The sequence below is a fragment of the Ruegeria sp. CDSA021 genome (assembly GCF_059612325.1).
In genome coordinates this window covers 22,074-45,361 of the sequence record NZ_JBXWQJ010000024.1, presented here as the reverse complement: position 1 = coordinate 45,361, position 23,288 = coordinate 22,074, and the positions used below count along the sequence as shown (strand labels likewise).

The window sequence follows — 23,288 nt, the reverse complement described above, 5'->3', positions numbered from 1 at the left end:
TAATCACAACAACCAGTTGAGCCAGACCCTCTCTTAGATCAGGCGGCCATCTGTCCCAAAATCCCTGACGACGGACACGACGTCGCGTTTCCGATGCGTTTCCAAAACCAATACGGACAATGCTAAATCACCTAGCGCGTGTCCACGAAAGATGAATGCTGTTCGATCCTCACGCGCGTTGCGTCCATTTGTTTCGCCAGTCACTAAACCAGCTAGATCACCGTGGATGAACCCGGGATCACACAGCTTGTTGGGCGACGAAGCTTCTTGCTTGAGATCATCGATCACGACGCAATCGAGCGTGCCAATGCTGTCGCGCTTCCACGGGGCAGCAAGATCGACAAGAGCCGCAAATGACCCTGCCTTCATCCCAGACGCGTCGAGAAACGGGGCTGCACCGCCAGTATGTGTGACGGTGGTCACCAGCAAGTCGCAGCTGGCCGCAACCTCTTGCCCGGAAGCACACGCAGTCGAAGGTATGCCACGTGCTTTGGCTTGCTCTGCGAGCCGGTCCTGATTGGCCTGGCCGCGGCCAAAATAACACATGTGTTCAAGGTCGAAGGTGTCGGCAAAAGCGTCAAGATGGCTGCATGCCTGAGCACCGCACCCTACAAAGCCGATGGTTTTTGCATCCGAGTTGGCCATATATTTTGCAGCCATCGCACTAAGCCCCGCCGTGCGCACCTCGGTGATCCAGTTGCCATCAAGCACGGCAGCCGGAAATCCCTGACGCTGTCGAGCATTGTCACAAGACCATTGATCTGTGGCAGACCGCTTGCGTTATTTTCAGGGTTCAGCACAACCGTTTTGACAGCAAGTAGAGATGGATCATCCATCGCCGCCAGAGCGGCCATCATATAACGCGGATCATCAGGTGGCGTGATCACTGCTTTAGGTGCGCCCCAGACAGTGCCGTTCACGCTCCCACGAATAGCACATTCGATGCTATCGACGATTTGCTCGGTGGTTAGACCCAATCCGATCATATCGTCCTGCGACAAATAAGGGATGTTCATATCGGCCATTCTCAGCTCCCCTTCAAATCGGGCCAAGTATCACTCAGGCGGTACCCTTCAGGCCAGGGGTCTTTGGGATCAAGCATATGCTGATGTGTGCCTGTAATCCACGCGCGGCCCGTGATTTCAGGGATTATCGCGGGCGTGTCACCTAGCGTAGTTCTCTCGACGATCCGTCCGTGGAATTCCGAGTTAATGATTGAACGGGCCGTGAAGGTCTCCCCCACTTGCATCTCGCCGCGTGCATGAAGCAGTGCCATGCGTGCAGAGGCGGCTGTACCCGTAGGTGAGCGGTCGATTTTTCCAGGCTGGATCGCGACGGCAGCCGAGGTGGTCAGGTGGCTCCCTTCGCGTGTGATTGGTCCTGCGAACAGGCAAAAGGAGAAATGTTTCCAATCGGGATTGGTTGGATGGCGGAACATTAGCTGCGCATTGGCCGCATTGGTAATCGACACGCCAAGTTTTGCCAGCGCCCTGGCCTCGGACGCGACAAGTTCGAACCCGAGGGTTGCCGCATCCACCACAACAAAGCTGTCACCGCCAAAGGCTGTGTCGACGGTTAATTGGCCGATACCCTTCACATCCAAAGGTACGCGCAATGCACCCGCAAAGGATGGCAGATTGCGCACGGTGATCCGCTCTGCCTTGCCGTTCCGGCACTCGGCGTGCACGCGGACCAGTCCACCGGGTGCTTCGAGTACCATCTTGGTTACGGGTTCGGTCATTGGAATGATCCCGCTATCCAGCAGTACCGTTGAGACACAGATCGAGTTGGACCCGGACATCGGCGGCGTGTCTTCTGGTTCCATGATGATCCAGCCCATTTGTGCCTCTGGATGCACCGGAGGGACCAAAAGATTCACTTGGCGAAACACGCCACCGCGTGGCTCGTTCAGCATGAAGTTGCGGATGGTCTGATCCTTGGCGATCCAACTGCGTTGTTCCCAAAGGGTCTCGCCGGGTGGCGGTGCCACCCCGCCAACGATCACATCGCCGACTTCGCCTTCTGCATGGCAGGATACGACGTGAATGGTTTTGCTGCTGCGCATGCTAGATATCCTTAACCAAACGCAAGGCGTCATAGATCGCCGCGTGTGTGTTGCGTGCCGATACTGCATCGCCAATGCGGAACAGTTGGAAGGTGCCTGCTTCATTGCGCTGAATAGTTTGCGGAGTGCCCTCGATCAGCGCGTCATAGTTGACCTCGCCTAAATTCGACGACGATGGTTTGAGATCAAAATACAGATCGTCGAGCGGCAAGGTGCCATAGTTCACGACAACCTGATCGACCTGGGTCTCGTAACTGTAATCGCTGTAATCGGTCCCAATTGTGGCGGCCAATGTGTTGCCACTGCGCACAACCCCCATCAAGCGCCGCGCGATGGTAAAGGTCACGTCCTTATCCTGAAGCGCGCGCATGTAAGGCACCAAATTCATCGCCATCACGCCCGGAGAGACACTGCGGTCCGGCGTCATAACCTCGACCGCGGACCCCGCATTTGCGGCAATCTCAGCGGCTTGCAAAGCTGGATGATCACCGCTTTCGTCGTAGATGAGAACCTTGCCCGCAGGCTTTACATCGCCCGAGATCAGATCCCAGGTGGACACAACATTCGCCTGCTCACCTTTCTGTTCAAACAGTTCCAGATTGGGCATGCCGCCCGTCGCCACAATGACCACATCCGGGTTGAGGGTGGTGATGTCGTCGGCCTCGGCCCAGGTGTTGAATTGGAATATCACGTCACGTGCTGCACATTGCGCCATGCGCCAATCAATGATCCCGGTCATCTCCCGGCGGCGAGATGATTGTGCGGTCAGGCGCACCTGTCCACCGGGCGCATCTGCAGCCTCAAACACAGTCACAGCATGGCCACGTTCTGCGGCGATGCGAGCCGCTTCCAACCCCGCTGGACCTGCGCCGACGATTACAACCTTCTTCGCAACCCCCGCTTTTGCAATCTCATGCGGCATCGATAATTCACGCCCGGTAGCAGCGTTGTGGATGCATAACGCCTCGCCTGCTTGATAAATGCGGTCAAGGCAGTACGTCGCGCCAACGCAGGGGCGAATGTCATCTTCACGCCCTTCAATGATTTTGCGCACGATGTGTGGATCAGCCATGTGAGCGCGGGTCATGCCGACCATATCGAGCAGGCCAGCTTGCACAGCATGTCGCGCAGTGGCCACGTCAGGGATGCGAGCGGCGTGGAAGGTTGGCATACCCGTTGCCTTGCGCACTTCTCCTGCAAAATCGAGGTGCGGAGCAGACTTCATACCTTGAACAGGAATCATATCCGTCATAGCTGGATCGGTATGGATGCGTCCCCTGATCACGTTCAGAAAATCAACCTGCCCCGTGGCCGAGATGCGTTTTGAAATCTCCAGCCCCTCGTCGTGGGTGATGCCACCCTTTTGCGCCTCATCGGCCGTGTAGCGCAGCCCGACGATAAAGTCTGCGCCGACGCGCTTGCGGATTGCCTCGACCACATCGAGCGGGAACCGCATGCGATTTTCGAGCGTGTCAGCACCATATGGACCCGTCAGATCATTGGTCAGCGGTGACCAGAATTGGTCCAATAAATGACCGTAAACCTGCAACTCGATCCCGTCCATACCGCCCGCCTGCATCCGCTGCGCAGCATCAGCGAAGTCAGAAATAATCCGATCAATGTCCCAATCCTCGATCAACTTTGGAAAAGCGTGGTGGGCAGGTTCGCGGTGTTTTGATGATGACACCGACGGCAACCAATCGCCCTTGTTCCAACTCGTGCGCCGCCCCAAGTGGGTCAACTGGATCATCACAGCGCAGTCATGTTCATGCACCGCGTCTGTCAGGTTTTGGATCCACGGTACAACCTCATCCTTAAAGGCAAGGATATTGTTGAACACGGGTGGGCTGTCTCGGCTGACCGCAGCGGACCCCGCCGTCATCGCAAGGGCTACACCCGCCTTGGCCCGTTCGGCATGATAGGCCGCGTAGCGTTCCTTGGGCATGCCGTCTTGTGGGTAGGCAGGTTCATGGCTGGTTGTCATGATCCGATTGCGCAATGTGAGGTGTTTCAACTGATAAGGTTGAAGCAATGGATCAGTGGACATTGTGGCCTCCTTGAGTGCTGATTATTGACACTTGTGTCAAGTTAAAATTTCCGCAATTGACACCACTGTCAAGTTCTTTAAGAATCCAACTATGAGAAAGGACGAAACAGCCAAGGCCCGCGCGACCCGAGAGACATGGATTGACGCCGCCTATGCGCTCTTCGTGAGCGATGGGATTGAGGCGGTGAAGATCATGCAGCTTGCAAAAACACTCAATTTGACGCGCACTGGTTTCTATTGGCACTTCAAGGATCTGTCCGATCTTCATGACGCCATCCTAGACATCTGGCAGAACCGGAACACTGGCGTCATCTTGGAGCGGTGCGCAGTTCCAGCCGACAGTCTCTGCGCGGGTCTCTTTAACCTCATTGATTGCTGGATTGACCAAGATCTTTTCGATGCGCCGCTGGATCTTGCAATCCGTAACTGGGCGCGCAACGATCCACGGCTGCAAACCTTCGTCGACAAATCTGACGAAGATCGGTTGGTTGCAGTCAAAGCCCTGTTTGAACGATTTGGAATAACAGGGGACGCGGCCCATTATCGTGCGCTCACCGTGCTTCTAACACAGACCGGGTATTATTCCATGCATGTGACAGAGCCCCGTTTACAACGAGCGGAAGCTGGATGCCGATATGTCGAGATATTCTCAGGCGACATGCCAACGCAGGCCGAAAAAGACGCGTTCTTAGAGCGTCACCGCTAAACCGGCGTCTGAGGCTATGGGCCAAGCCTCTCTCATTTTTTGCGAGACTGTTCGCACTCGTATGCTGCACAGTTGAGTGTAAATCGGTATTCGTTCGGGTCTCGCCATACCTGACTTTGGAACAAACGCGGCGAAATGGGGCTTTGTTCCCACTTTTCCAATTCGATGATGTCATAGCCAAAGGGAGCCTTGCTGGTCAACCGTAGTTCATTCATCGAGCGGCGAAATCTGACTGTGAGCCCGACTTGCCCATTCAACAGAGTGCAGGGAAGGTCGGTTTTTTCATGGTTTGGCCATAAATGCGGCTCGGATCGCGGCCTTCATAGCGTCCTGAGGCCCTTGTACTTTCGGCTTGCTCGATGCCATCACCAGCTTGGAGGCGGGTGTGTTTCCGAGGCCCAATGCATCGTTCACCACCGATAGACCGCCGTGCAGCGAGGAGCGGCCGAGCAGACCCACTGCGATCCCGGCTTCTACTGCTGCAAGCACACCAGAGACGCTTTGGCTGGAGTAGACAACGCGATATGGCTTTCCACGGGCTTGCAATGAAATGGCCGCCGCGTCGCGCCACCAGCACGCATGATCGAACAAGGCCACTGGAAGGCTTTCATCGGCCCGAAAGAGCCGGTGCGCCGACGACACCCAACATGTCGGGTCTTCATAGATGACCTCTTCGTGGCTGGATGGGCTTTCAACCTCATAGACCGCTAGGTCCAGCGCCCCCTTATCGAGGGCTTCTGGAAAACTTGTGCTCAGGGCGCAGGTGACATCCAGTTCGACTTTCGGATGTTGACGGGCAAAAGTCGCAATGATCGCCGCAAGTCTGGCGCGCCCATGATCGTCGGGTATGCCCAAACGCAGTTTGCCGCTTACTGTGTTCTGTGAAATCTCTCGTAGTGCCACATCGAGACGTGCCGTCACCTCCTGCGCGACTGGAAATAGCTTTCGTCCCGTGTCGCTCAGGACCACCCCGCGACCATGCCTTTCAAAGACCGGCTGACCCAGGATCGCTTCGAGGCGCTTGATTTGAAGGCTTGTCGCAGATTGCGACCGGTGGATGCGGGCAGCACCGTCCGTGACGCTTCCGGCATCAGCCACGGCGACGAAGGTTCGCAGAAGATCGCTATCCAGATTTTCCATCTGTTTTTCCAATATCGGAAATTGAAACTATGCGTTTCACAGATGCCTTGTGCCGCACTATTTTTCAAGGTCAGAGGAGTATCCCATGTCAGATCAGACAGCTGCCCACCAACCATCTAACCGGAAACCCCTGGTGTGGGGCGTGTCTTTGCTGCTGCTGGCAGGCATCTGTCTTGCTTGGCCGGAACACGCGGTAAACGCAGCAAAGTTTGTTCTATGGGGCCTGATTGTCGTGGCCCCCATCGTCATTCCGGGCATCGTGCTTGCAGCCTGGATCATCGCAAGCGGCGCGGATACCCACATCGCTGGTGCCTTCGAGGGCAGGACACTGAGAACGGTTCTGGCGGCCTCGCTCATTGGAGCCATCACACCCGTGTGCGGTGTGACCGTGCTGCCTTTGATGGCCGGCTTGCTAGCTGCGGGCGTGCCGCTCGCTCCGATCATGGCCTTCTGGCTGTCCTCTCCGATAACGGACCCCGCAATGCTCGCGACAACAGCGGCAACCCTTGGTCTGAGCTTTGCGATTGGCAAGACGCTTGCCGCCTTCGGATTGGGTCTATTCGGCGGCGCGATCACCGGCCTGTTCGCCAAGACGCCATGGGCCATGAATGCGCTTCGGGACAATGGTCTGGCGCGCCAGCTAAGTGTTGCACGATGCGGCGAAGAGCAGCCCTTTGATCCTAGGGTCTGGCGGTCTGAGGCGCGACGTCATTCTTTCAGCAAACAGTTCTGGGCAACTACGCGGCTTATCCTGATTTGCCTGATCCCGGCATTTGCCGCGGAGTATGCCCTGAACGCGGCCCTTACACCGGGCGCACTGGCAGCATATGTTGGCGAAGACAAATGGTGGGCCATACCCGCCGCTGTCTTCGTCGGTGCCCCGGCCTATTTCGACGGTTACGCTGCGCTCCCACTGACACGAGGGTTGATCGACAACGGCATGTCCGACGGCGCAGCGATGGCGTTCCTTGTTTCGGGCGGCGCGGTCAGCATCTGGGGTGCTATGGCCATCGCACCGGTGCTAAAATTGCAACCGTTCATGCTCTATCTGCTACTTGCAGTTCTGGGGTCGCTCGGGGCGGGGTGTATCTTTGGATGGATCGTCTGAGATTCAGCGTATCGGGACGCAGACGTTCAGCGACCGGCAGCGAAGTCCCGCACTGCGGTCGTCTTCAAACCGCGTCTCGAATGGCTGGTTAGCGAGTCACTTGCTCAACGGTTTCGTTTGGGCGAGCTGATGCCGGACTTAGGGTCAGGATTCATAACCAATAGATGACGGTTGCTGCGAGGGCGATGGCAGAAAGGAAGACTTTGGGGCAGCGGTCATAGCGGGTTGCGATGCGCCTCCAGTCCTTGAGTCTGCCGAACATGATCTCGATCCTGTTGCGGCGTTTGTAGCGGCGTTTGTCGTTTTTGACTGGGGTCTTGCGTTGCTTACGGCCGGGGATGCAGGCGCGTATCCCTTTGTCTTTTAACGCGTCTCGGAACCAGTCAGCATCATAGCCGCGATCCCCGAGCAGCCAGTCCGCATTTGGAATACTGCTGAGCAGAGCCCGAGCACCGATGTAATCGCTGACCTGCCCGGCGGTAACGAACAGGTTGAGCGGACGCCCTTGGCTATCACAGATGGCGTGCAGCTTGGTGTTCATGCCCCCCTTGGTTCTACCGATCAGGCGGCCACGCCCCCTTTTTTGCGGCCATACTGGTCGCGGTGCGGTGTGCCTTGAGATAGGTCGCGTCGATCATTACCGTCTTTTTCTCGCCGTGCTCAGCGGCTAAACCGGCCATCATCCGAGCGAAGATAGGGGTGCGACGTTCGGACACAGAAAGTCAGCGGACGGCCGGTCCGGAAAGCAGCTGGATATTAGTGGCAGATAAGGGGCAAAAAGTCTCTGAACAGAAATTGTTCAATGTTTTCAGTACTGTGGAACGTCACTGATATTTGACTCAATTGACGGCCAAAACCTCAATAAACAGGTCAATCACGTCATTCAATTTTGACCCAAACGTCAAGCATTTTTGGCCCAAGGTGATTAATGGCATTTCATCGATGCTGAAGTTGATGTCTCATTTCTTGCCTGCTCCACCCAGCGACTGACAAACGCGGATTTGACCATCATGGAGTTGAGAAGGTTACTAAGCTCGAGGAAACTACGTCACGACTGAACGCGCGTTGGATGTCTTATCCGGAGCCTCCAAGCCTTGCCGATGTATCCTCCTTGGCATTGCCCTCAGCCATTCTGCCAAAAGCTTGTCGCCAACCTTCAGCAAGTTCTTTCATCTGAGACAAAACCTCGGCATCTTGTGGCGATATGCGACGGGTCAGCCGTGCGCGTGTAACAGCCAATACAGACCAATTCGGATTTGGCCTTTCAGCCAAGGTGATCCGATCACCGGCGCCAACTTCGCCAGGTTCGAGCACACGATAGTACCATCCGGTTCGGCCCGTCTTCTGAAACTGGTAGGGCATTTCCTTGCGCCTTGTATTTAGCCCAAGTTTCCAGCACGGCTGCCGTCCCTGGCTAATTTGAACTACCGCCGTCCCGAGTAACAGGATGTCGCCGATGCAGAGGTTTTCCTCGGTCAGTCCCATCGTAGAAATGTTCTCACCAAACGCCGCTGGTATTGTGCCGGGTGCCATTAGGCCCTCTGCTTGCCAAGCCGAATAGTGATCAAAAGCATAATGATGGATGGCTTTGTCTTCGCCACCATGCACGGTCAAATCCGCTTGAGCGTCCCCGGAAAATCCAAGCGAGGTAATAGTTTGCCGCCCGTTCACCCGATCTTTCTGAATGGCTGATGGCGGTTTGTTTTGCCCGCGATCTTTGACCTCTCCGAAGAATATGTCGTCAATAGTCGCTGACAGGTCTGGATGGTTCATCTGGCTTCCTTGTGCTCAAGACAGATCTTGTCTTTCTCTCCGGGCTCCAATGAAATACCCAACAACTTGCAGAAACCGTTTTTAGTCGTGGCATCATGATGAGTGCAGGATTTGCATTGGCCGAACGAACGACCGCCATTTGCGGTCAAGGCCAGACTGAGGCTTTGCATCAGCCCCTGCTCAAGCATGGCTTGGTTTTCTGCAGGCATATCTCCTACTGCCTGAGCAACAGGGTTCGGCTGACGTACGATCTCGCCCCCTTCCTTTGTGAGTTCGTAGGAAATCGACCGCTGATCATGTTCTTTGCGATGCTCTTCTACATAGCCTTTGCGCGCCAAAGCTTTGAGCGTCTGTGACATCGTTCCACGGGTTGTTCCGATGTATTCTGCAACATGCGACGGCGAGCGCGAGAACATGTTCGCCTCAGCGAGGTACTCGAGCGCCATCCTCTGAGTCGGGTTCAAATCTCCCGCCCATCCTTCGGAAGCATCAATCCGGGCCAGGCGGTTGATCAGTGTGCGTATGCGATGATCTGTGTTCATAACACTTTTAGTAGCGACTCGAAATTATAGTTGCAATGTATTTCTCACTATAGTAGCGACTCGCTATCTTTTAACAGGAGACACCCATGAAACTCTCAATGCTCACTTCCACTCTGGTCTTGTTCATCGGCAGCACAGCTCTTGCTGATGGGAACCATGCCATCCATCAAGATGGCGCCATCATATCTTCGGCAGACGCCAGTAAAGTCGCGGACTTTGACATTCTGGCCGCGCACGCGCACCGCAATGGAAACACCGTCACTTTTCACATGACAACGAATGGAGCGGCTGGCGCCTCAGTTCCGGTGGCAACCGGAGAGGTCGGTGGATCAGACGTCTGGTCCTATGTTTGGCCTACTTCTTTGGACCCTTCGGCCGTTGGGTTCGAAGGCGGCACAGGCATCCTTGCAATGGCCGCAACCAGTCATCCAGATTTTGATGACACACCGCTTTTTGACGAGAACGGCGACGGAGATCCGGCCAATGACGGCATCGAATGGCACAGCCACTGGGTTGTGTTGACCCCGACCGAAGCTTGCGGACCCGACGCGCTTGCGGTGCGTGACATCCCCGAAGGTTCCTTACCCAAGCTACCTGCGACATGGCCTGGGTTTCCGATCTTTCTGGACAGCCCTGGATTTACGCCCTTGTTCGACGGCCCTGAAATCTCGGTGAACGCAGGCTTCGCCAGCGATGTGGAGTTGGATGGCGTGGCTTACGATGGTGTCACCTCGGCCTTGCGTGTGAACGCTAATATCCATGCGCCCTTGCTGTGCGCCACAGATGTCTTCGACGTCGCATCCGGCGATCTGAGCCTGCCGGGCAAGCTTCACTAACATTCGATTGCGCAGCCGCCGAACCCACGGCGGCTGCCTGCTACTGAGGACGAGGAAAATGCAAGCACCAGAGTTAGACGTCAGGGAATGGTTCAACACAGACACGCCCCTAACCCTAGATAACCTAAAAGGACGGGTTGTCGTCATTGAGGCCTTTCAAATGCTGTGCCCAGGATGTGTCCTGCACGGTATCCCCTTGGCGCAGTCGATTCAGAGGACGTTTTCTGAAGAGAAGGTAGCCGTAATTGGCCTGCACACCGGGTTCGAGCATCACAACGCTATGACACCGGTGTCTTTGCAAACTTTCCTGCATGAATATCGCATCACGTTCCCTGTCGGCGTGGACAAACAGGGCGCAGGACCATTGCCAAACACGATGTCTCGCTTTGGCATGCGCGGCACACCAAGCCTTGTCCTTTTAGATCAGGCGGGGCACATCGTTGCGCATCACCTTGGTCAGGTTTCTGAACTGCAATTGGGATCAGAGATTGGCGGCCTTCTGACACGAGGGGTCGTATCGGTCAAAAGCGGTCCCGTCACTGTCGGTCAATCGCTGGATAGCAGTCATTGATCCTGTGCGCGGAGAACTTCTGTTTCGAGCCCCAACCCGTGAATTTGATTTTCGCGCTGCGAGCGCTCGCAGCACGGATTTTGCCGCGCAGGCATCATCTTTAGCGCGGCAATGCAGTGTTACAGCCGCCATTCATGTCGGGTGCAGCAAGATTTCGCCAGGCAAGGAACGAGTCGCGGGACAAAGGGTAAATTCACCGCGTTTGCGCCAAGGTCTGCAATATCGAGTAACCGGCCGCATAATCGACGTGCGGCCCTTACCAGAGACCGGTTCAGCGGACCACGTGGACAGAACAATTAGCATGGTGAACGACCCGGTTCGCAGTCGACCCAATAAAAATGTTCTCGATCCCCGGCTTGTGTGAGGCCAGCACTATGCAATCGATGTCATTTTCATTTGCGAAATCAACGATCGCTCGGCCAGCGCTCCCCGAAATAAGCCGCGGTGTCGCACCCGGTAGCTCTGCAGCGTTTCGATGTAAGCCTTCCTGAAGTTCTTTTCGCGTGTTTGCCAGAACTTCCTCGGGTATCTGAGATGCCACATATGCAGGGATCGGTTCCTGCACATGAAGCACTGTGAATTCCGCATCGGCATTCGCCAGCAAACGAGCAGCTTCAAATGAGGCCTGTGTATCGTGATCGTTGTCCAGTGCGACTGGTACCAGAATGTTTTTATACATATTAGCTACCCTCCTTTGCTCCAGTTGCGATCATTCCGACCTCTGTGGTGATACGGCTCTCTATACCGGATCGGAATTCGGAGATTTGCCCGCCTTCTTAGCTGTGCTTGCAACATCAACCATTGTCTTTTCCACAGCTTCGACTTCGGTTTCCGCTGCATATGCTGCACATCGGGCAACTGTTTCGAACCATTCCTGAGCGTCAGCCACAAGGCGTTGGGCTGAGTGCTTCTGCCACTCAGCTATGGATTGCAGTGCTTTTGCTGGATCAGTCGGGTCTGCAGCAGATGCCGAGCGCGCAGTTTCAAGCGCGGTTCGAACAGCCTCGTGACGCCTCTCAAACCAATGCTGAGCAAAGGCCTCTGTCTCTTTCAGTGATTTCTCCTGCGTGTCCCAGAATTGCTCAAGCTGAGCGCCTAAAAACGGATTGGCCGTAGTAGTCGGCTGCATCTGCTTGAAAACATCGACAAGTGGGTTGGAGTAACTTGATTTTGGCTTCTCTTCAGGCATCGGAGATTCCTCCTCATCTTCCCAATGCTGAATGTTACCAATTCTCGTAGAAAATAACCTTAATGTAGATCAACCGGCGTTAACAAACGTGGGCAGTGGTGCTCTACAATCTAATGGCGGCATTTGTACCAACCTACTCGATTTGAATAGACTCCAGATAATAAATCACATTTGCCAACGGCACACCTGCGAACATCGGCTGGCCGTCAGGCATGGTCAGCGCAACTTTTTGGTCCGAATCCAAAGCTGGTCCAAAAATGGGCATTTCTCCGCCATGCGCGAGCAATGGTGCGCGACCATCAATTTGACGCGCCACCGCCTCAATCGGAAAAACGCCGTCATTTTGGGCCGCAAGCCTAGTCAAATCAGGCGTCCTTATCGCCAGCATCTCCGCCATTGGACCATCTCCTGTGGCCTCGAAACCATGGCATTGCCAACAATAAGTTCTGTAGAGATCGTGCCCATTTTGAAGGTCTATATCCTGCGCCAGTGCAGCACTTGCAGCAGATACTGACAAAAGAAGTGCGCGACAAACTGGCATCTGTTCCTCCTCCAAAGTCAGAATTTCGAGTTTAGAATACGCGCTATTGCATGAATGCTCATTGATCTCGCTCATATTCAACCTTTGAGTACCAGCTGGCAAAAACCATCACGAAACGACGGTCGCAGCAGTCGGATCCGCCTCTCTGATCAGTCTTAGCGCCTGATGACATAGATCAATGCCAAATTAAGCATTACATATCAAAGTATGAATGTTTTAGAAGGAGCTCGGCATGAGCGGTGATGAGCCCTTGGTTTATCATCGGGGTGCTTGTTTGCGGCACAGCTTCGGTACCCAGGCAATTGTCCATCAAGGAGTGAGGTGAATGCATACAGTTGATCCACCGTCCCCTAAACTCCGACGTTCTCTCACCACCCCGTTGCTTACATTATATGGGCTCGGTGTTACCGTCGGTGCGGGAATTTACGTGCTCGTCGGCGCAACCGCCGAGGTCGCGGGCCCTTATGCTGCAGTTTCGTTTCTTGTTGCAGCGCTCGTCGTTTCGCTGACGGCTTTGTCGTACGCCGAACTCGCGACACGCTTTCCCGTAAGCGCGGGTGAAGCGGCATACGTTGAAGCGGGATTTCAAAGGAGCTGGATGGCGGTTCTAATCGGTCTTGCCGTTGCTGCGTCTGGGATTATTTCAGCCTCGGCTGTCGCGATTGGGGCGGCCTCATACCTTCACACCCTGACGGGGCTTGGCACCGCATTGCTTACGATCGGCGTTGTGTCGGTCATGGGGCTGATTGCAATCTGGGGCATTACACAATCGGTATTTGTGGCAGCCGTGATCACGGTCATCGAGATCGCGGGGCTTCTTTTTGTGATTGGCTGGGGCATGTCTGTGCAGGAACCGCAAGGCCATGAAATTAGTGAGATGATTCCAGGACTCGAGCTCAGTACCTGGCGCGGTATTATGGCGGCATCTCTGCTGGCATTTTTTGCCTTTGTCGGCTTTGAGGACATGGCAAACGTCGCCGAAGAGGTAAAAGACCCAACCCACACAATACCAAAGGCTATCCTTCTGACGCTCGTTCTGGCGACGGGTTTGTATCTAGCGACCTCGATCACGGTCCTGCTCGTTGTTCCTATCCATACCTTGTCGACCTCGGCCGCCCCACTCACGCTGGTTTTCTTCGACGCACCCGAAGTAATCAAACAAGGGTTCGCCGCAGTCGCGGTTGTTGCAACAGTCAATGGCGTCTTGATCCAGATGATTATGGCGTCGCGGGTGATCTATGGTCTTGCCGACCGGGATCATCTTCCGAAAATACTGGCGACTGTCCCGCAGGTTACCCAAACACCGGTCGTCGCAACCCTGTTGGTAGTTGCGATAATCCTTCTGCTGACGCAAACTCTGCCAATCGGCATACTAGCGGAACGCACATCCCAGATCGTTTTGGGAGTGTTTGTTTTGGTCAACGTCTCGCTGATATTGCTGAAGTCCCGGCCAGGGTCAACTCGGGAACATTTCCGCGTACCTCTTGTTGTGCCAATCCTTGGGGTGCTGACCAGCGCTCTGCTTTTTGGTGCCGGATTTCTCTGAGAGGAAAACCGACAGCACAGGGTCATCAGAACGGGGTCCGACTGACGCATGAACACTGACCGATCAACAATTGGAAGGCGGATTTCAGGCTGGTGGCACCGGACTTTCGTTGATCTGGTCGCACAATTGCAATGGTCTTACTTGCCACCATTGATGGTTTACTTTGCGGCCGGGGTTTCGGGACTAACATCCGTCGTCGGTGCGTTTTTTCTTAAAGACTATCTGAATCTATCCGCCGCTTCTGTTGCGGGATTGGCATTCTGGGCCGGGTTGCCGTGGATTCTAAAAATGCCGCTGGGTCATCTTGTTGATCTGTTCTGGCGCTGGAAATCCCTGCTGATTGTCGTTGGCGCATCCCTTATCACGACGTCATTGCTCATCATGTACAGGCTTGTGGCTGCGCCTGACCAAATGGCCGGCATAATGCCACTTGAGGATTGGTACGTCGTTGCCTTGATGTTGGCTCCTTCAGGTTATGCCATTCAGGATGTCGTTGCTGACGCCATGACAGTCGAAGCAGTGCCGCAATCGGACCGAGACGGACGCGCGTTTATTCAGGACGAAGTTCGTGCCCGGCACACCACCATGCAGACCCTCGGCAGGATTGCGATCATATCCGGGTTTGCAGGGGTCGCCGCGGTTAACATCTGGATTTTTTCGGGGGCGGAAAATCTGGAGCAAGCCGATCGTTTGGTTCTCTACGGTCGGGTCTATCTCATTGCCCTGGCTATCCCACTGTTGTCTGTCAGCGGAGTGGTTCTTCACGCTCTGATACAGCGTCGCCTCGTTCGTCGAGGACACCTTCCGCACAGACCAGATCAAACCACCGAAGTCAGGTGGCCGATACTGCTGGGCGGACTTGCGTTTGTTGTTCTCAGCATAGTGTTGGGAACCGCAAATTTTGCCTTCGCGCAAGAGACCGTTTTTGCGGTGTCGCTCACGGTCATTCTCTACCTCATGTCGCGTTTGCTGAGAGAGCTGGAGTCGAAACAGGCCAAAGTTCTGATCGGGACAGCAACTATCATTTTCGTTTTTCGAGCAGTTCCCTTGCCAGGACCGGGCCTGACCTGGTTCGAGATCGACGAGCTTGGGTTTGACGAACAGTTCCTGGCCATTCTAGCGCTTCTGACCTCGCTACTTGCTCTGCTTGGCCTGATTATCCTCAGGCCGTTTATGGCAAGTCGTTCGATTGCGCAGGTTGTTCTGTTACTCACGATTGCCGCCGGAGTGCTGTCCCTGCCAAACCTTGCCTTGTACTACGGAGTGCATGAATGGACGGCCGCGCGCACAGGTGGGGTCGTGGATGCAAGGTTTATCGCCATTCTTGACACAGCCGTTGAGTCACCGTTGGGTCAGATCGCGATGGTCCCAATGTTGGCTTGGATCGCGCGCAACGCCCCAACACATCTGAAGGCTACCTTTTTTGCGGTCATGGCGTCGTTCACCAACATGGCATTGTCAGCAAGCAGTCTCGGTACAAAATACCTGAATCAGATCTTTACCGTTACCCGCGCGGTTACCGATCCCAGAACGGGTAACGTTGCCTCCGTCGCTGACTATAGCCACTTGGGGAACTTGCTGATTACCGTGGGGTTGATCTCTGTCATCATCCCACTGGCTGTGGTTTTTCTTGTGCAAAACTCGCCTTATCAGACGCGCGATTGAATATGCGGATCAATCGCTTTCATCGAGAAGTATCTTGAGGTGTGACACCGGAACGCCAATATTCGAGCCGCCAAATTCAGGTAAGATCGCGGCATTGATAGCAACCACCTCGCCATTTCGGTTCAGGGCAGGTCCGCCGCTTCCGCCGGTTGTGGTTTCAGCATCATAGACGACTGCACCGGCACTGGTCTGGGCGACGATCCCCCGGCTGGCCAGAGGCCTGATCTTGTTCTGCTCTGAAAGGTGTTTTGCAATAGTCCAGAAATCGACGGCGCCGTCTCTCTCAAGCGTTTTCAGAAAATCTGGCCCGGCCTGCACGATCAAGGCCTTAAGGCCAGTCGGAAATCCAAGCAGGAAAACTTCTTCACCTGCACGCGGCGGGTCTGGTGCCAGTGAAAGCCCGAGCCCTTGAACACGGTTTGCATCAACGGACAGAAGTGCCAGATCGGCCGTGTTGCTTGCCCTAAGCAATACCGCTTCCATTGGCTTGGATTGTTCTGGCAGATAAGCCAGCAGGCTAAGTATCTCGGCTTCAAACCCTGCTGCCTTCAGGGCCTGCGCCCGATCCCCGGTCGTCCAGGGCAAGGCGACATGACGGTTGGTCACCAACAGAGAGGTGCCCTGCAACAGAAACCCGGTTCCGGTGAACTGAAACTCTGCTGGCGCGCCTGCCGCATCTGGCTCAATCCATGGTTTCCCGAATGGAGTTTTTAGTTTCTCCCCGTCCGGGCCAAGCACATGCCGCAGCAATTTGCCGCTTTCGGTCTGTCGCAATCCGTAAGCACCCTGGATAAAGGCAATAGATCGCGTCGAGGCTGTGATAACTCGCCTTGACGCACCAGCGCGTTCTTCCAAAGTGCCAAGGCGCTGCTCGGTGGAAATCACCTGGTTGTCAAACGCTTCTCTGAGCGTGACCAGATCATCCGCCGTCAGTGCATCTTCTCGCGTCTGCGTAAGCATGACAGCAACCGCCTCGATCTTGAGAGACTCCTGTTTAAGGCTGTCCGCCAGCTTCCGGTCGTTCTGAAAAAGCAAATAGCCAAAGGCAAAGATCAGAAGAAGCACACCGGTAACGGTAACCCTGAACAAAACCGTGGTTTGTGATGTCAGCCTACGCCCGCCTTCGCGCAGCGCACCGGACATTTTTCTGGCGAAGGGTCGTCGGCTGGAGCGCGCATACACATAAGCGTCACTTATTATGTCCTCGACCGTGTGATGTGCAGGGAATGAGTGGTCACACACCCTGTAGCGAGACATGGGCCCCTCTTCACCGAACTCAATCATGTCGCCATGCCCAAGAACTGCCGAAGCAGTTTTTTGACCATTGACCCAAATATCCCGGCCAGGCAACGCGTTTAGCGCATAACCGCATTGCGACCACTGAATGGTCGCCACGTCTTCGTCATGCGGGGGCAAATCCTCTTTCCGCCTGAACTTCAGGATACGATCAGGACCCACCGAAGCAGCCAAAGCGTTGCCGACAAGCCAGGTAACGGTTCCGCGGGACGGCCCCGTCAAGCTCTCCAGAAATGCTCGGACATCGCCCGTGTCACTTTCCACATCGCTTTTGTCCGGCGTCCGCATCGTCCATCTCAGTTCTCTAGCCCTATTGGCACATTATCATGCGCAGCAGTGAAACCGCTATGGTGGGCAATAATGTGCTCGTTTTAAGAACACCAAGGGTCCGCGCATGCTGCCCGGACCATGATGGTTGCGCGTTCGCCTCCATTGCGCCTATTTCGATGAGACCTTAATCTTCCGGCTGGGATCCTGAGGTTCGGTTTTCGGCATCGTGACGTGCAGGACACCTTTGTCGAACGCAGCGGAAATCTCCTCGATATCGACTGCATCAGGCAGCGTCATTGTCCGGGTGAAACTGCCATAGCTTCTCTCGCTAACGCGCAGATCGCCTGTGTCATCATGCGTAACATTCTTCTGGCCCCGCAGCGTCAATCTACGGTCTTTGATTTCGACTTCGACGTCGTCTTCTTCGAGACCCGGCAATTCAGCCGTGAGAACGATCGCTGTATCCGTTTCGTGGATGTCAATCGCCGGCGAAATCGCACCCGTCATGTCCAACGACGGGAAGCCCGTGCGTTGCGCGGCTGTTTCCAGCGGCAGGAATGGCGCTGCGCCCCCGAAAAAGCGCGACATCATGGATTCCATTTCGCGTCGAAAATTATCAGAGAGCGGATGTGTTCCAGCAAACAGTTGCGGGGTATTTTTGTCTTCAAGCATTTTCTGATCCTCCTCCTTTGGTGCGATTGGGGGGAGGCGGTATTATGGCAAAAAACGCGTCTAATTACCTTGATCTTGCGCAACCAGGCGTCCTCGGTATCACGCCAAAAGGACATCCCGGCCGTATCAGTATTCCGAATGAAACAAGGCGCATTACCAATCATACGTCCAGGCCAAGGGGCAAACTGATCTGACTCTATTGCGCCAACGAGCGTCTGAAAAGCATCAGGCTTGACACCAGAAGGATTGCGCCCAGTAACGCCATCCATAGGAACTCTGGCCATACCGTTTCAAACCCAGCACCCTTGAAGATGATGGATTGACCGGCGGACATATAGTGGCGGGAAGGAAGGATCGATGTTCCGAACTGAAGCCAGTCGGGCTGACCCTCGATCGGTGTCTCTCCTCCTGACAGCATCAGCATTGGAAGGACTGTCAGCATTACCAAAAGCGCGAACTGCGCCATTGAGCGCGCAATCGTTGCAAGAAATACCCCAAGTGCGGTTGCCGTGAAGAGAAACAGGGCGGTGCCAACTAAAAACAACACCTTCGACCCCGCGATGCTGATCCCCAGGAAACCTTGCATAACAAAGGTCAGCGATAAAGCGGCCGCGACAAGAACCACCGCTGCGTTTGCCCAAATCTTGGCCATCGCAATGTCAAGCGGGGTAAGCGGCATCGCAAGCAGGTGTTCAATTGTGCCATGTTCACGCTCGCGGATCATTGCAGCACCGGTGAGGATCGTAGTCAGCCACATGATCTGGCCGATGAGCGCCACGATGCCGGCAAAACGAACAGTATCACGGTTGGGATTGAACGCACTGCGCATGATGATATCGACAGGCAATGTCTCTATCAGGTCCGCACCGATGGCAAAGCGACGGATCTCGGCGCTGAGGATATTGATGATATAGTTTGCACCAATCCCGGCCTGTTCCATCGCCGTCGCATCAATCAGAACCTGGATTTCAGGTGAGCGCCCGGCGCGAACATCTTTCTCGAACCCCGGTGGCACTGCGACCACAAACAGGAACAGCCCGGCATCCATCTTTTCAGCTCCGGTGCCCGGTTCGATCTGGGCAACTGGCTGGAATTCAGGAGGGAAGAATGCTGTGGCAAGGGACCGTGAAAGGGGTGATCCATCTTCATCGGCAAATGCAATGGAGGCGTTGTTGACCGAGTTCGAAACCCCCGTCGCCTCCATCACGGGTGCCAGCGTGAATGACCAGACCAGCAGCGCCATCATCACCCAATCACGCCTAAGGCTCATCATTTCTTTCAAGCCAAGCCAGAAGATGCAGGACAACCGTTGCATTTACTTCTCCTGCGCTCGAAGTAAAAGGACAGCGATCAGCGTCAGCACCGGCCCGAAAAAGGCCAGAGCCAGAAGATCGGGGGCAAGCGCATCCCAGCCCAGCCCTTTTGTAAAGGCACCGACATTCAGATGCAGGAAATAGGATGACGGCCAGAGCGACCCAATTGTCTGCGCGCCGCCTTCAAGCGTTGACACCGGTTGTAACAACCCGGAGAACTGAATGGTCGGTACGACCGAGGCGATCGCGGTGGCGAAGGTAGCGGCCACCTGGCTTGAAGTCATGGTCGCAATGAGTAGCCCATAGGATGTTGTAGCCCAGACATACAGCAACGCGCCGATTGCCAGAGGAACCGGGTTGCCTTTGAGCGGTACATCAAAAACAAAGACCGTCATTCCAGCCAAGAGCAGGAAATTGGCGAACGCGATTGCGATATAAGGGATTTGTTTGCCAACCAGAAACTCAAGCCGCGTCGTTGGCGTCGCATAGAAATTGGTGATTGTTCCCAACTCTTTTTCACGCGCGACGCTGACTGCAATCAGAACTGCCGGTAACATTATCAAAAGGATCGCAGGCATGGCCGGAGCCATTGCGGCAATACTCTCGAAACTCTGGTTGTACCTGAAGCGTGGCTCGATACGGGCGATCTCGACCGGATGCACACCGTTTTGGCGGGCCATTGCTTCCAAAAAGGTATAGTGGAGCCCCGCCACATAGCCTTCCACGGTCTCGCCCTTGAATGGAATTGCGCCGTCCACAATTGCGAGCACGTCCGTTGCTTCGCCAGAGCGGATCTTGCGCCCGAAATCAGGTGGGAGTTCGACAACCAGCGAGGCATCTCCTCGGGCCAGCCGTTCATGGCCCTCATCGATACTCGTCAGTGGCTGCGTTGAGTTGAAGTAGCGCGATCCGGAAATTTCAGCAATGTAGGCGCGACTTTCGGGTCCTTGCGACAAGTCCAGTACCGCGAAATCCAGTTCTTCGATGTCCAGCGTAATCCCATAGCAAAAGACCAGCATCAGGATCACCGAGCCCAGGAACGCAAACGCCAAACGCACGCGGTCGCGCAAAATCTCGATGGTTTCACGCCTCGTATATGCCAGTGCGCGCCTGATACCCCCGCCAGCGCTGTCATCAAGGGCATGAACCGAAGCCTCAGGAGCTTTCACCGGTGCCGGAGGGTCAGCGGCCTTCAATACCGTGACAAATGCTTCCTCCAGACTGTCTGCCTGTGCCTCGGTGATCAACGCATCCGGTGTTCCCTCAGCCAGAACCCGGCCCGCATGCATGAATGACACCCGATCACAGCGCTCTGCTTCGGCCATGAAATGGGTCGAGACGAAAATCGTTACATCCTCATCTCTCGAAAGCTCAATCAGCAGAGCCCAAAACGAGTCGCGCGCCTCAGGGTCCACCCCCGAAGTTGGTTCATCCAGGATCAGCACGCGAGGTCGGTGGATTACAGCGACCGCCAGGGAGAGACGTTGCTTGATGCCAAGTGGCAGCGCCGTGGCCAGCATGTCCATATGTGTAGTCAGGCCAAAGCGCTCTGCCAATTCATTGATACGCATCTCTCGATCCGTGATCGCAAAGATGCGGGCGTGAAGCTGAAGGTTCTGTCGAACGGTCAACTCGCCATAAAGAGAAAATGCCTGACTCATATAGCCAATCTCGCGACGCATCGTCAGGTCGCGCGAGTCAACCGGCCTTCCGAACAACAGCGCCTCACCCTCACTTGCGGGCAAAAGACCTGTCAGCATTTTCATGGTTGTCGACTTGCCGCAGCCGTTCGATCCGAGGAAACCGAAGATCTCACCACGGTTGATCGAGAATTCGACGTCATTGACCGCGGTGAAATCGCCAAAGCGCCGCGTCAATCCACGTGCTGTGATCACCGGGTCGGCCTCATGGTGATGTGTGGGCGCTTTCTTTGGTGCGATCAGGGGCTCCCCGTGCGCCTGCAGTCGCCGGTAGGACATTTCAAGATCGCTGGCTGCTCCCTTCAATTCTGCCGGAGAACCATGGAAAAGCACGCGCCCGGCATCCATCGCGACGATAAAGTCGAATTCTTCGGCTTCTTCCATATAGGCTGTCGAAACCAGTATGGAGAGGTCGGGTGTAGCCTCTCGGACCGCGTCGATCAGCGCCCAGAATTGACGCCGCGACAGAGGGTCGATGCCAGTGGTCGGCTCATCCAGAACCAAAAGCTTAGGGTCATGGATCAGTGCACAACACAGCCCGAGCTTCTGCTTCATGCCGCCCGAGAGTTTTCCCGTCAGCCGATCAGAGAATGGCGCAAGCCCGGTTGCCGACAGCAATGCTGCGATCCGGATGTCACGCTCCTGTTGCCCCTGCCCGAAGAGACGCGAAAAGAACTCAAGGTTCTCGCTCACCGACAATTCTGCATAGAGGTTCCGGCCCAACCCCTGCGGCATAAATGCGATCGCAGGGCAGATATCGTGACGATGGGCACGGTCGTCGATCGAACCTCCGAGAACCTTGATCGTGCCGGATTGAAGCTTCTTCGCGCCGGTGATCAAACCCAAAAGCGTTGATTTGCCAACCCCGTCAGGCCCGATCAGCCCAATAAGCTGACCAACCGGCAGATCAAGCGACAGGTTATCGAGTGCAATGTGTTGGCGATACTTATGCGTGACACCTCTGACGCAGAAATCAGATTTGCCCGCCTGGGAATTCATTCGAACAATTCGGGTGGAATCCGCCTTTCCAGATATTCCGGCCATACACCATCAGAAGAAAGCCTGATCACAGCGATACCGCGAAGGCCGGTTTTTACATGTTCTATCCGCTCTGTGATCAGATCTTGGGGGATGCGAACCCGAACGCGAAAGACCAACTGTTCACGCTCGCTCAATGTCTCTACCTGCTTCGGAGTGAACTGGGCTTCGGGGGATACAAAAGTGACGGTTGCAGGAATGGCAAAATCCGGCAAGGCATCAAGTACGATGCGCGCCTCAGCCCCGATGGGCAGCAACCCCGCTTCGCGAGCGGGCAGGTACACGTCCATATAGACGTTCTCTAAGCTGAGAAGCGTGAGGATCGGCTCCCCCGCGCCGACAACTTCGCCGGGCTCAGCCAGTCTGTAAAGAACGCGCCCTGGCATGGGGGCGACAAGCGAAGCATCCTCGATCTGAGCTGTGATCCGGCGCATTTCAGCTTCGGCAGCAGCGATCTGGCTGTCTGATGTTGCAACCCGGGCCTTCGCCGCACCCAGGACGGCATCGGCAACCTGAAATGCGGTTTCGCGATCCTCGAAAACGGTCATCGAAATGTTTTGACCCGCCAACAGTGCCTTGGCCCGTTCCAGTTCCTGCGCTGCGCGACGCTGTTGGCTTTCTCGTTGGACAACAACAGCCTCGGCTTCGGCCTTGGCTTGACGCGCCAACGCTACCTCGGCTTTGGCGCGATCAAGCGCTGCAGACAGTTCATCGGTGTCCATCTCGACCAGCAGCTCACCCACAGCAACCAAGTGGCCTTCTGCCGCCAAAACCTGTGCAACCCGCCCTGCGAAGGTGGGGGCAATTTCCACTTGTTCGGCCTCTATCCGTCCATTGCCCTGTACAAATCCAACTGGCAATTCGCTGTTGTCTTCTGAAACGAATATGTACAACGCCGCACCTGCGAGAAGGAGCATTACGACGATCAGTATTGCGCGCACATTCTTTTTCATGATCTGGCGTACCGCGGTTAGAGCTACTAGGTGACGTTATCTCAAACCCCGCAAAATGCTTTGTTTTGGATCAAGCAGAGCCCTTTAGAGGGTTGTTCAGGCCAAACTCGGGTATAAAACCGGCGCAGCAGTCTGATTGTTAACCCGCATCAATGGCTTAATGCGGATTTCATGGCGTGACTTTCGATTTCGGTTGCGCCGAACTGACGGAATTGTTGCGCATGGGCAAGCATCACGCGGTCGAAACAAATGCCCAATTGTCCATCCATCGTGTCAAAGCACTTACAAGTCACACTTCCAGCGTGCGGATGAAACCA

The 23,288-nt window shown here is 55.2% G+C and carries 21 protein-coding genes and 1 pseudogene; 6 read left to right on the top strand and 16 right to left on the bottom strand.

Going from position 1 to position 23,288, the window contains the following annotated elements; genetic code table 11:
- Positions 1-33: 33 nt before the first annotated feature.
- From AC2FLD_RS21005 to AC2FLD_RS20990, 4 genes are read right to left on the bottom strand one after another with little or no spacing between them, the layout of a single operon-like run.
- Positions 34-684 carry a hypothetical protein gene (locus tag AC2FLD_RS21005; RefSeq protein ID WP_496727232.1) on the bottom strand — a complete coding sequence of 217 codons (651 nt, stop codon included), beginning with the start codon at positions 682-684 and terminating at the stop codon, positions 34-36.
- Positions 609-1,025: a hypothetical protein gene (locus tag AC2FLD_RS21000; protein WP_496673714.1), complete on the bottom strand. Its 417-nt coding sequence runs from the start codon at positions 1,023-1,025 to the stop codon at positions 609-611. The genes AC2FLD_RS21005 and AC2FLD_RS21000 overlap by 76 nt, the downstream gene beginning before the upstream one ends.
- 2 nt (positions 1,026-1,027) lie before the next feature.
- The gene (locus tag AC2FLD_RS20995) at positions 1,028-2,065 is read right to left on the bottom strand and encodes a trans-3-hydroxy-L-proline dehydratase (protein WP_496673717.1); all 1,038 of its coding nucleotides are present in this window, start codon (positions 2,063-2,065) and stop codon (positions 1,028-1,030) included.
- Between the two features lies 1 nt (position 2,066).
- On the bottom strand, positions 2,067-4,112 hold the full coding sequence (locus AC2FLD_RS20990) for an oxidoreductase (RefSeq protein WP_496673719.1): 2,046 nt from the start codon (positions 4,110-4,112) through the stop codon (positions 2,067-2,069).
- Between the two features lie 91 nt (positions 4,113-4,203).
- Here AC2FLD_RS20990 and AC2FLD_RS20985 point away from each other — a divergent pair, with 91 nt between their 5' ends.
- The gene (locus AC2FLD_RS20985; protein ID WP_496673722.1) at positions 4,204-4,818 is read left to right on the top strand and encodes a TetR/AcrR family transcriptional regulator; all 615 of its coding nucleotides are present in this window, start codon (positions 4,204-4,206) and stop codon (positions 4,816-4,818) included.
- Positions 4,819-5,100: 282 nt separating this feature from the next.
- Here AC2FLD_RS20985 and AC2FLD_RS20980 read toward each other — a convergent pair whose 3' ends face one another.
- Positions 5,101-5,958: a LysR substrate-binding domain-containing protein gene (locus tag AC2FLD_RS20980; RefSeq protein WP_496673725.1), complete on the bottom strand. Its 858-nt coding sequence runs from the start codon at positions 5,956-5,958 to the stop codon at positions 5,101-5,103.
- Positions 5,959-6,043: 85 nt separating this feature from the next.
- On the opposite strand from AC2FLD_RS20980, the gene AC2FLD_RS20975 reads away from it, so the two are divergent.
- Complete coding sequence (locus AC2FLD_RS20975) at positions 6,044-7,066, top strand: permease (protein WP_496673727.1); 1,023 nt, start codon at positions 6,044-6,046, stop codon at positions 7,064-7,066.
- 151 nt (positions 7,067-7,217) lie between these two features.
- Here AC2FLD_RS20975 and AC2FLD_RS20970 read toward each other — a convergent pair.
- The 3 genes and pseudogenes from AC2FLD_RS20970 to AC2FLD_RS20960 form a co-directional block, all read right to left on the bottom strand.
- Positions 7,218-7,761, bottom strand: a pseudogene (locus tag AC2FLD_RS20970) (IS5 family transposase); the annotation flags it as partial.
- A gap of 379 nt (positions 7,762-8,140) precedes the next feature.
- Positions 8,141-8,839, bottom strand: a complete 699-nt coding sequence (locus tag AC2FLD_RS20965) for an MOSC domain-containing protein (protein ID WP_496673730.1) — start codon at positions 8,837-8,839, stop codon at positions 8,141-8,143.
- Positions 8,836-9,381, bottom strand: a complete 546-nt coding sequence (locus AC2FLD_RS20960; protein WP_377189551.1) for a MarR family winged helix-turn-helix transcriptional regulator — start codon at positions 9,379-9,381, stop codon at positions 8,836-8,838. Before AC2FLD_RS20960 ends, AC2FLD_RS20965 begins: the two co-directional genes overlap by 4 nt.
- 86 nt (positions 9,382-9,467) lie before the next feature.
- On the opposite strand from AC2FLD_RS20960, the gene AC2FLD_RS20955 reads away from it, so the two are divergent.
- Both AC2FLD_RS20955 and AC2FLD_RS20950 read left to right on the top strand, forming a co-directional pair.
- Positions 9,468-10,217: a hypothetical protein gene (locus AC2FLD_RS20955; RefSeq protein WP_496673733.1), complete on the top strand. Its 750-nt coding sequence runs from the start codon at positions 9,468-9,470 to the stop codon at positions 10,215-10,217.
- Positions 10,218-10,275: 58 nt separating this feature from the next.
- A complete protein-coding gene (locus AC2FLD_RS20950; protein ID WP_496673736.1) occupies positions 10,276-10,788 on the top strand; it encodes a redoxin domain-containing protein in 513 nt (170 codons plus the stop codon).
- Between the two features lie 271 nt (positions 10,789-11,059).
- Here the strand turns inward: AC2FLD_RS20950 and AC2FLD_RS20945 are convergent, their stop codons facing one another.
- The 3 genes from AC2FLD_RS20945 to AC2FLD_RS20935 all read right to left on the bottom strand — a co-directional run bounded on the left by AC2FLD_RS20945 (position 11,060) and on the right by AC2FLD_RS20935 (position 12,593).
- A complete protein-coding gene (locus tag AC2FLD_RS20945; RefSeq protein WP_496673739.1) occupies positions 11,060-11,467 on the bottom strand; it encodes a universal stress protein in 408 nt (135 codons plus the stop codon).
- Positions 11,468-11,527: 60 nt separating this feature from the next.
- A complete protein-coding gene (locus tag AC2FLD_RS20940) occupies positions 11,528-11,977 on the bottom strand; it encodes a phasin family protein (RefSeq protein WP_496673742.1) in 450 nt (149 codons plus the stop codon).
- Positions 11,978-12,110: 133 nt separating this feature from the next.
- On the bottom strand, positions 12,111-12,593 hold the full coding sequence (locus AC2FLD_RS20935; protein ID WP_496673745.1) for a c-type cytochrome: 483 nt from the start codon (positions 12,591-12,593) through the stop codon (positions 12,111-12,113).
- 250 nt (positions 12,594-12,843) lie between these two features.
- On the opposite strand from AC2FLD_RS20935, the gene AC2FLD_RS20930 reads away from it, so the two are divergent.
- Together AC2FLD_RS20930 and AC2FLD_RS20925 are read left to right on the top strand one after the other, a co-directional pair.
- Positions 12,844-14,064 carry an APC family permease gene (locus AC2FLD_RS20930; protein ID WP_496673747.1) on the top strand — a complete coding sequence of 407 codons (1,221 nt, stop codon included), beginning with the start codon at positions 12,844-12,846 and terminating at the stop codon, positions 14,062-14,064.
- Positions 14,065-14,112: 48 nt separating this feature from the next.
- Positions 14,113-15,729 carry an MFS transporter gene (locus AC2FLD_RS20925; protein WP_496673750.1) on the top strand — a complete coding sequence of 539 codons (1,617 nt, stop codon included), beginning with the start codon at positions 14,113-14,115 and terminating at the stop codon, positions 15,727-15,729.
- Positions 15,730-15,738: 9 nt separating this feature from the next.
- Here the strand turns inward: AC2FLD_RS20925 and AC2FLD_RS20920 are convergent, their stop codons facing one another.
- The 5 genes from AC2FLD_RS20920 to AC2FLD_RS20900 form a co-directional block, all read right to left on the bottom strand.
- Positions 15,739-17,313, bottom strand: coding sequence for a S1 family peptidase (locus AC2FLD_RS20920; RefSeq protein WP_496673753.1), 1,575 nt, complete (start codon positions 17,311-17,313; stop codon positions 15,739-15,741).
- Positions 17,314-17,463: 150 nt separating this feature from the next.
- The gene (locus AC2FLD_RS20915) at positions 17,464-17,967 is read right to left on the bottom strand and encodes an Hsp20/alpha crystallin family protein (protein ID WP_170359678.1); all 504 of its coding nucleotides are present in this window, start codon (positions 17,965-17,967) and stop codon (positions 17,464-17,466) included.
- 196 nt (positions 17,968-18,163) lie between these two features.
- Positions 18,164-19,282 carry an ABC transporter permease gene (locus AC2FLD_RS20910; RefSeq protein WP_496673756.1) on the bottom strand — a complete coding sequence of 373 codons (1,119 nt, stop codon included), beginning with the start codon at positions 19,280-19,282 and terminating at the stop codon, positions 18,164-18,166.
- Entirely contained in the window at positions 19,283-21,979 is a 2,697-nt protein-coding gene (rbbA, locus tag AC2FLD_RS20905; protein WP_496673759.1) for a ribosome-associated ATPase/putative transporter RbbA, read from the bottom strand.
- On the bottom strand, positions 21,976-22,971 hold the full coding sequence (locus AC2FLD_RS20900; RefSeq protein ID WP_496673760.1) for an HlyD family secretion protein: 996 nt from the start codon (positions 22,969-22,971) through the stop codon (positions 21,976-21,978). The genes rbbA and AC2FLD_RS20900 overlap by 4 nt, the downstream gene beginning before the upstream one ends.
- Positions 22,972-23,288: the final 317 nt, after the last annotated feature.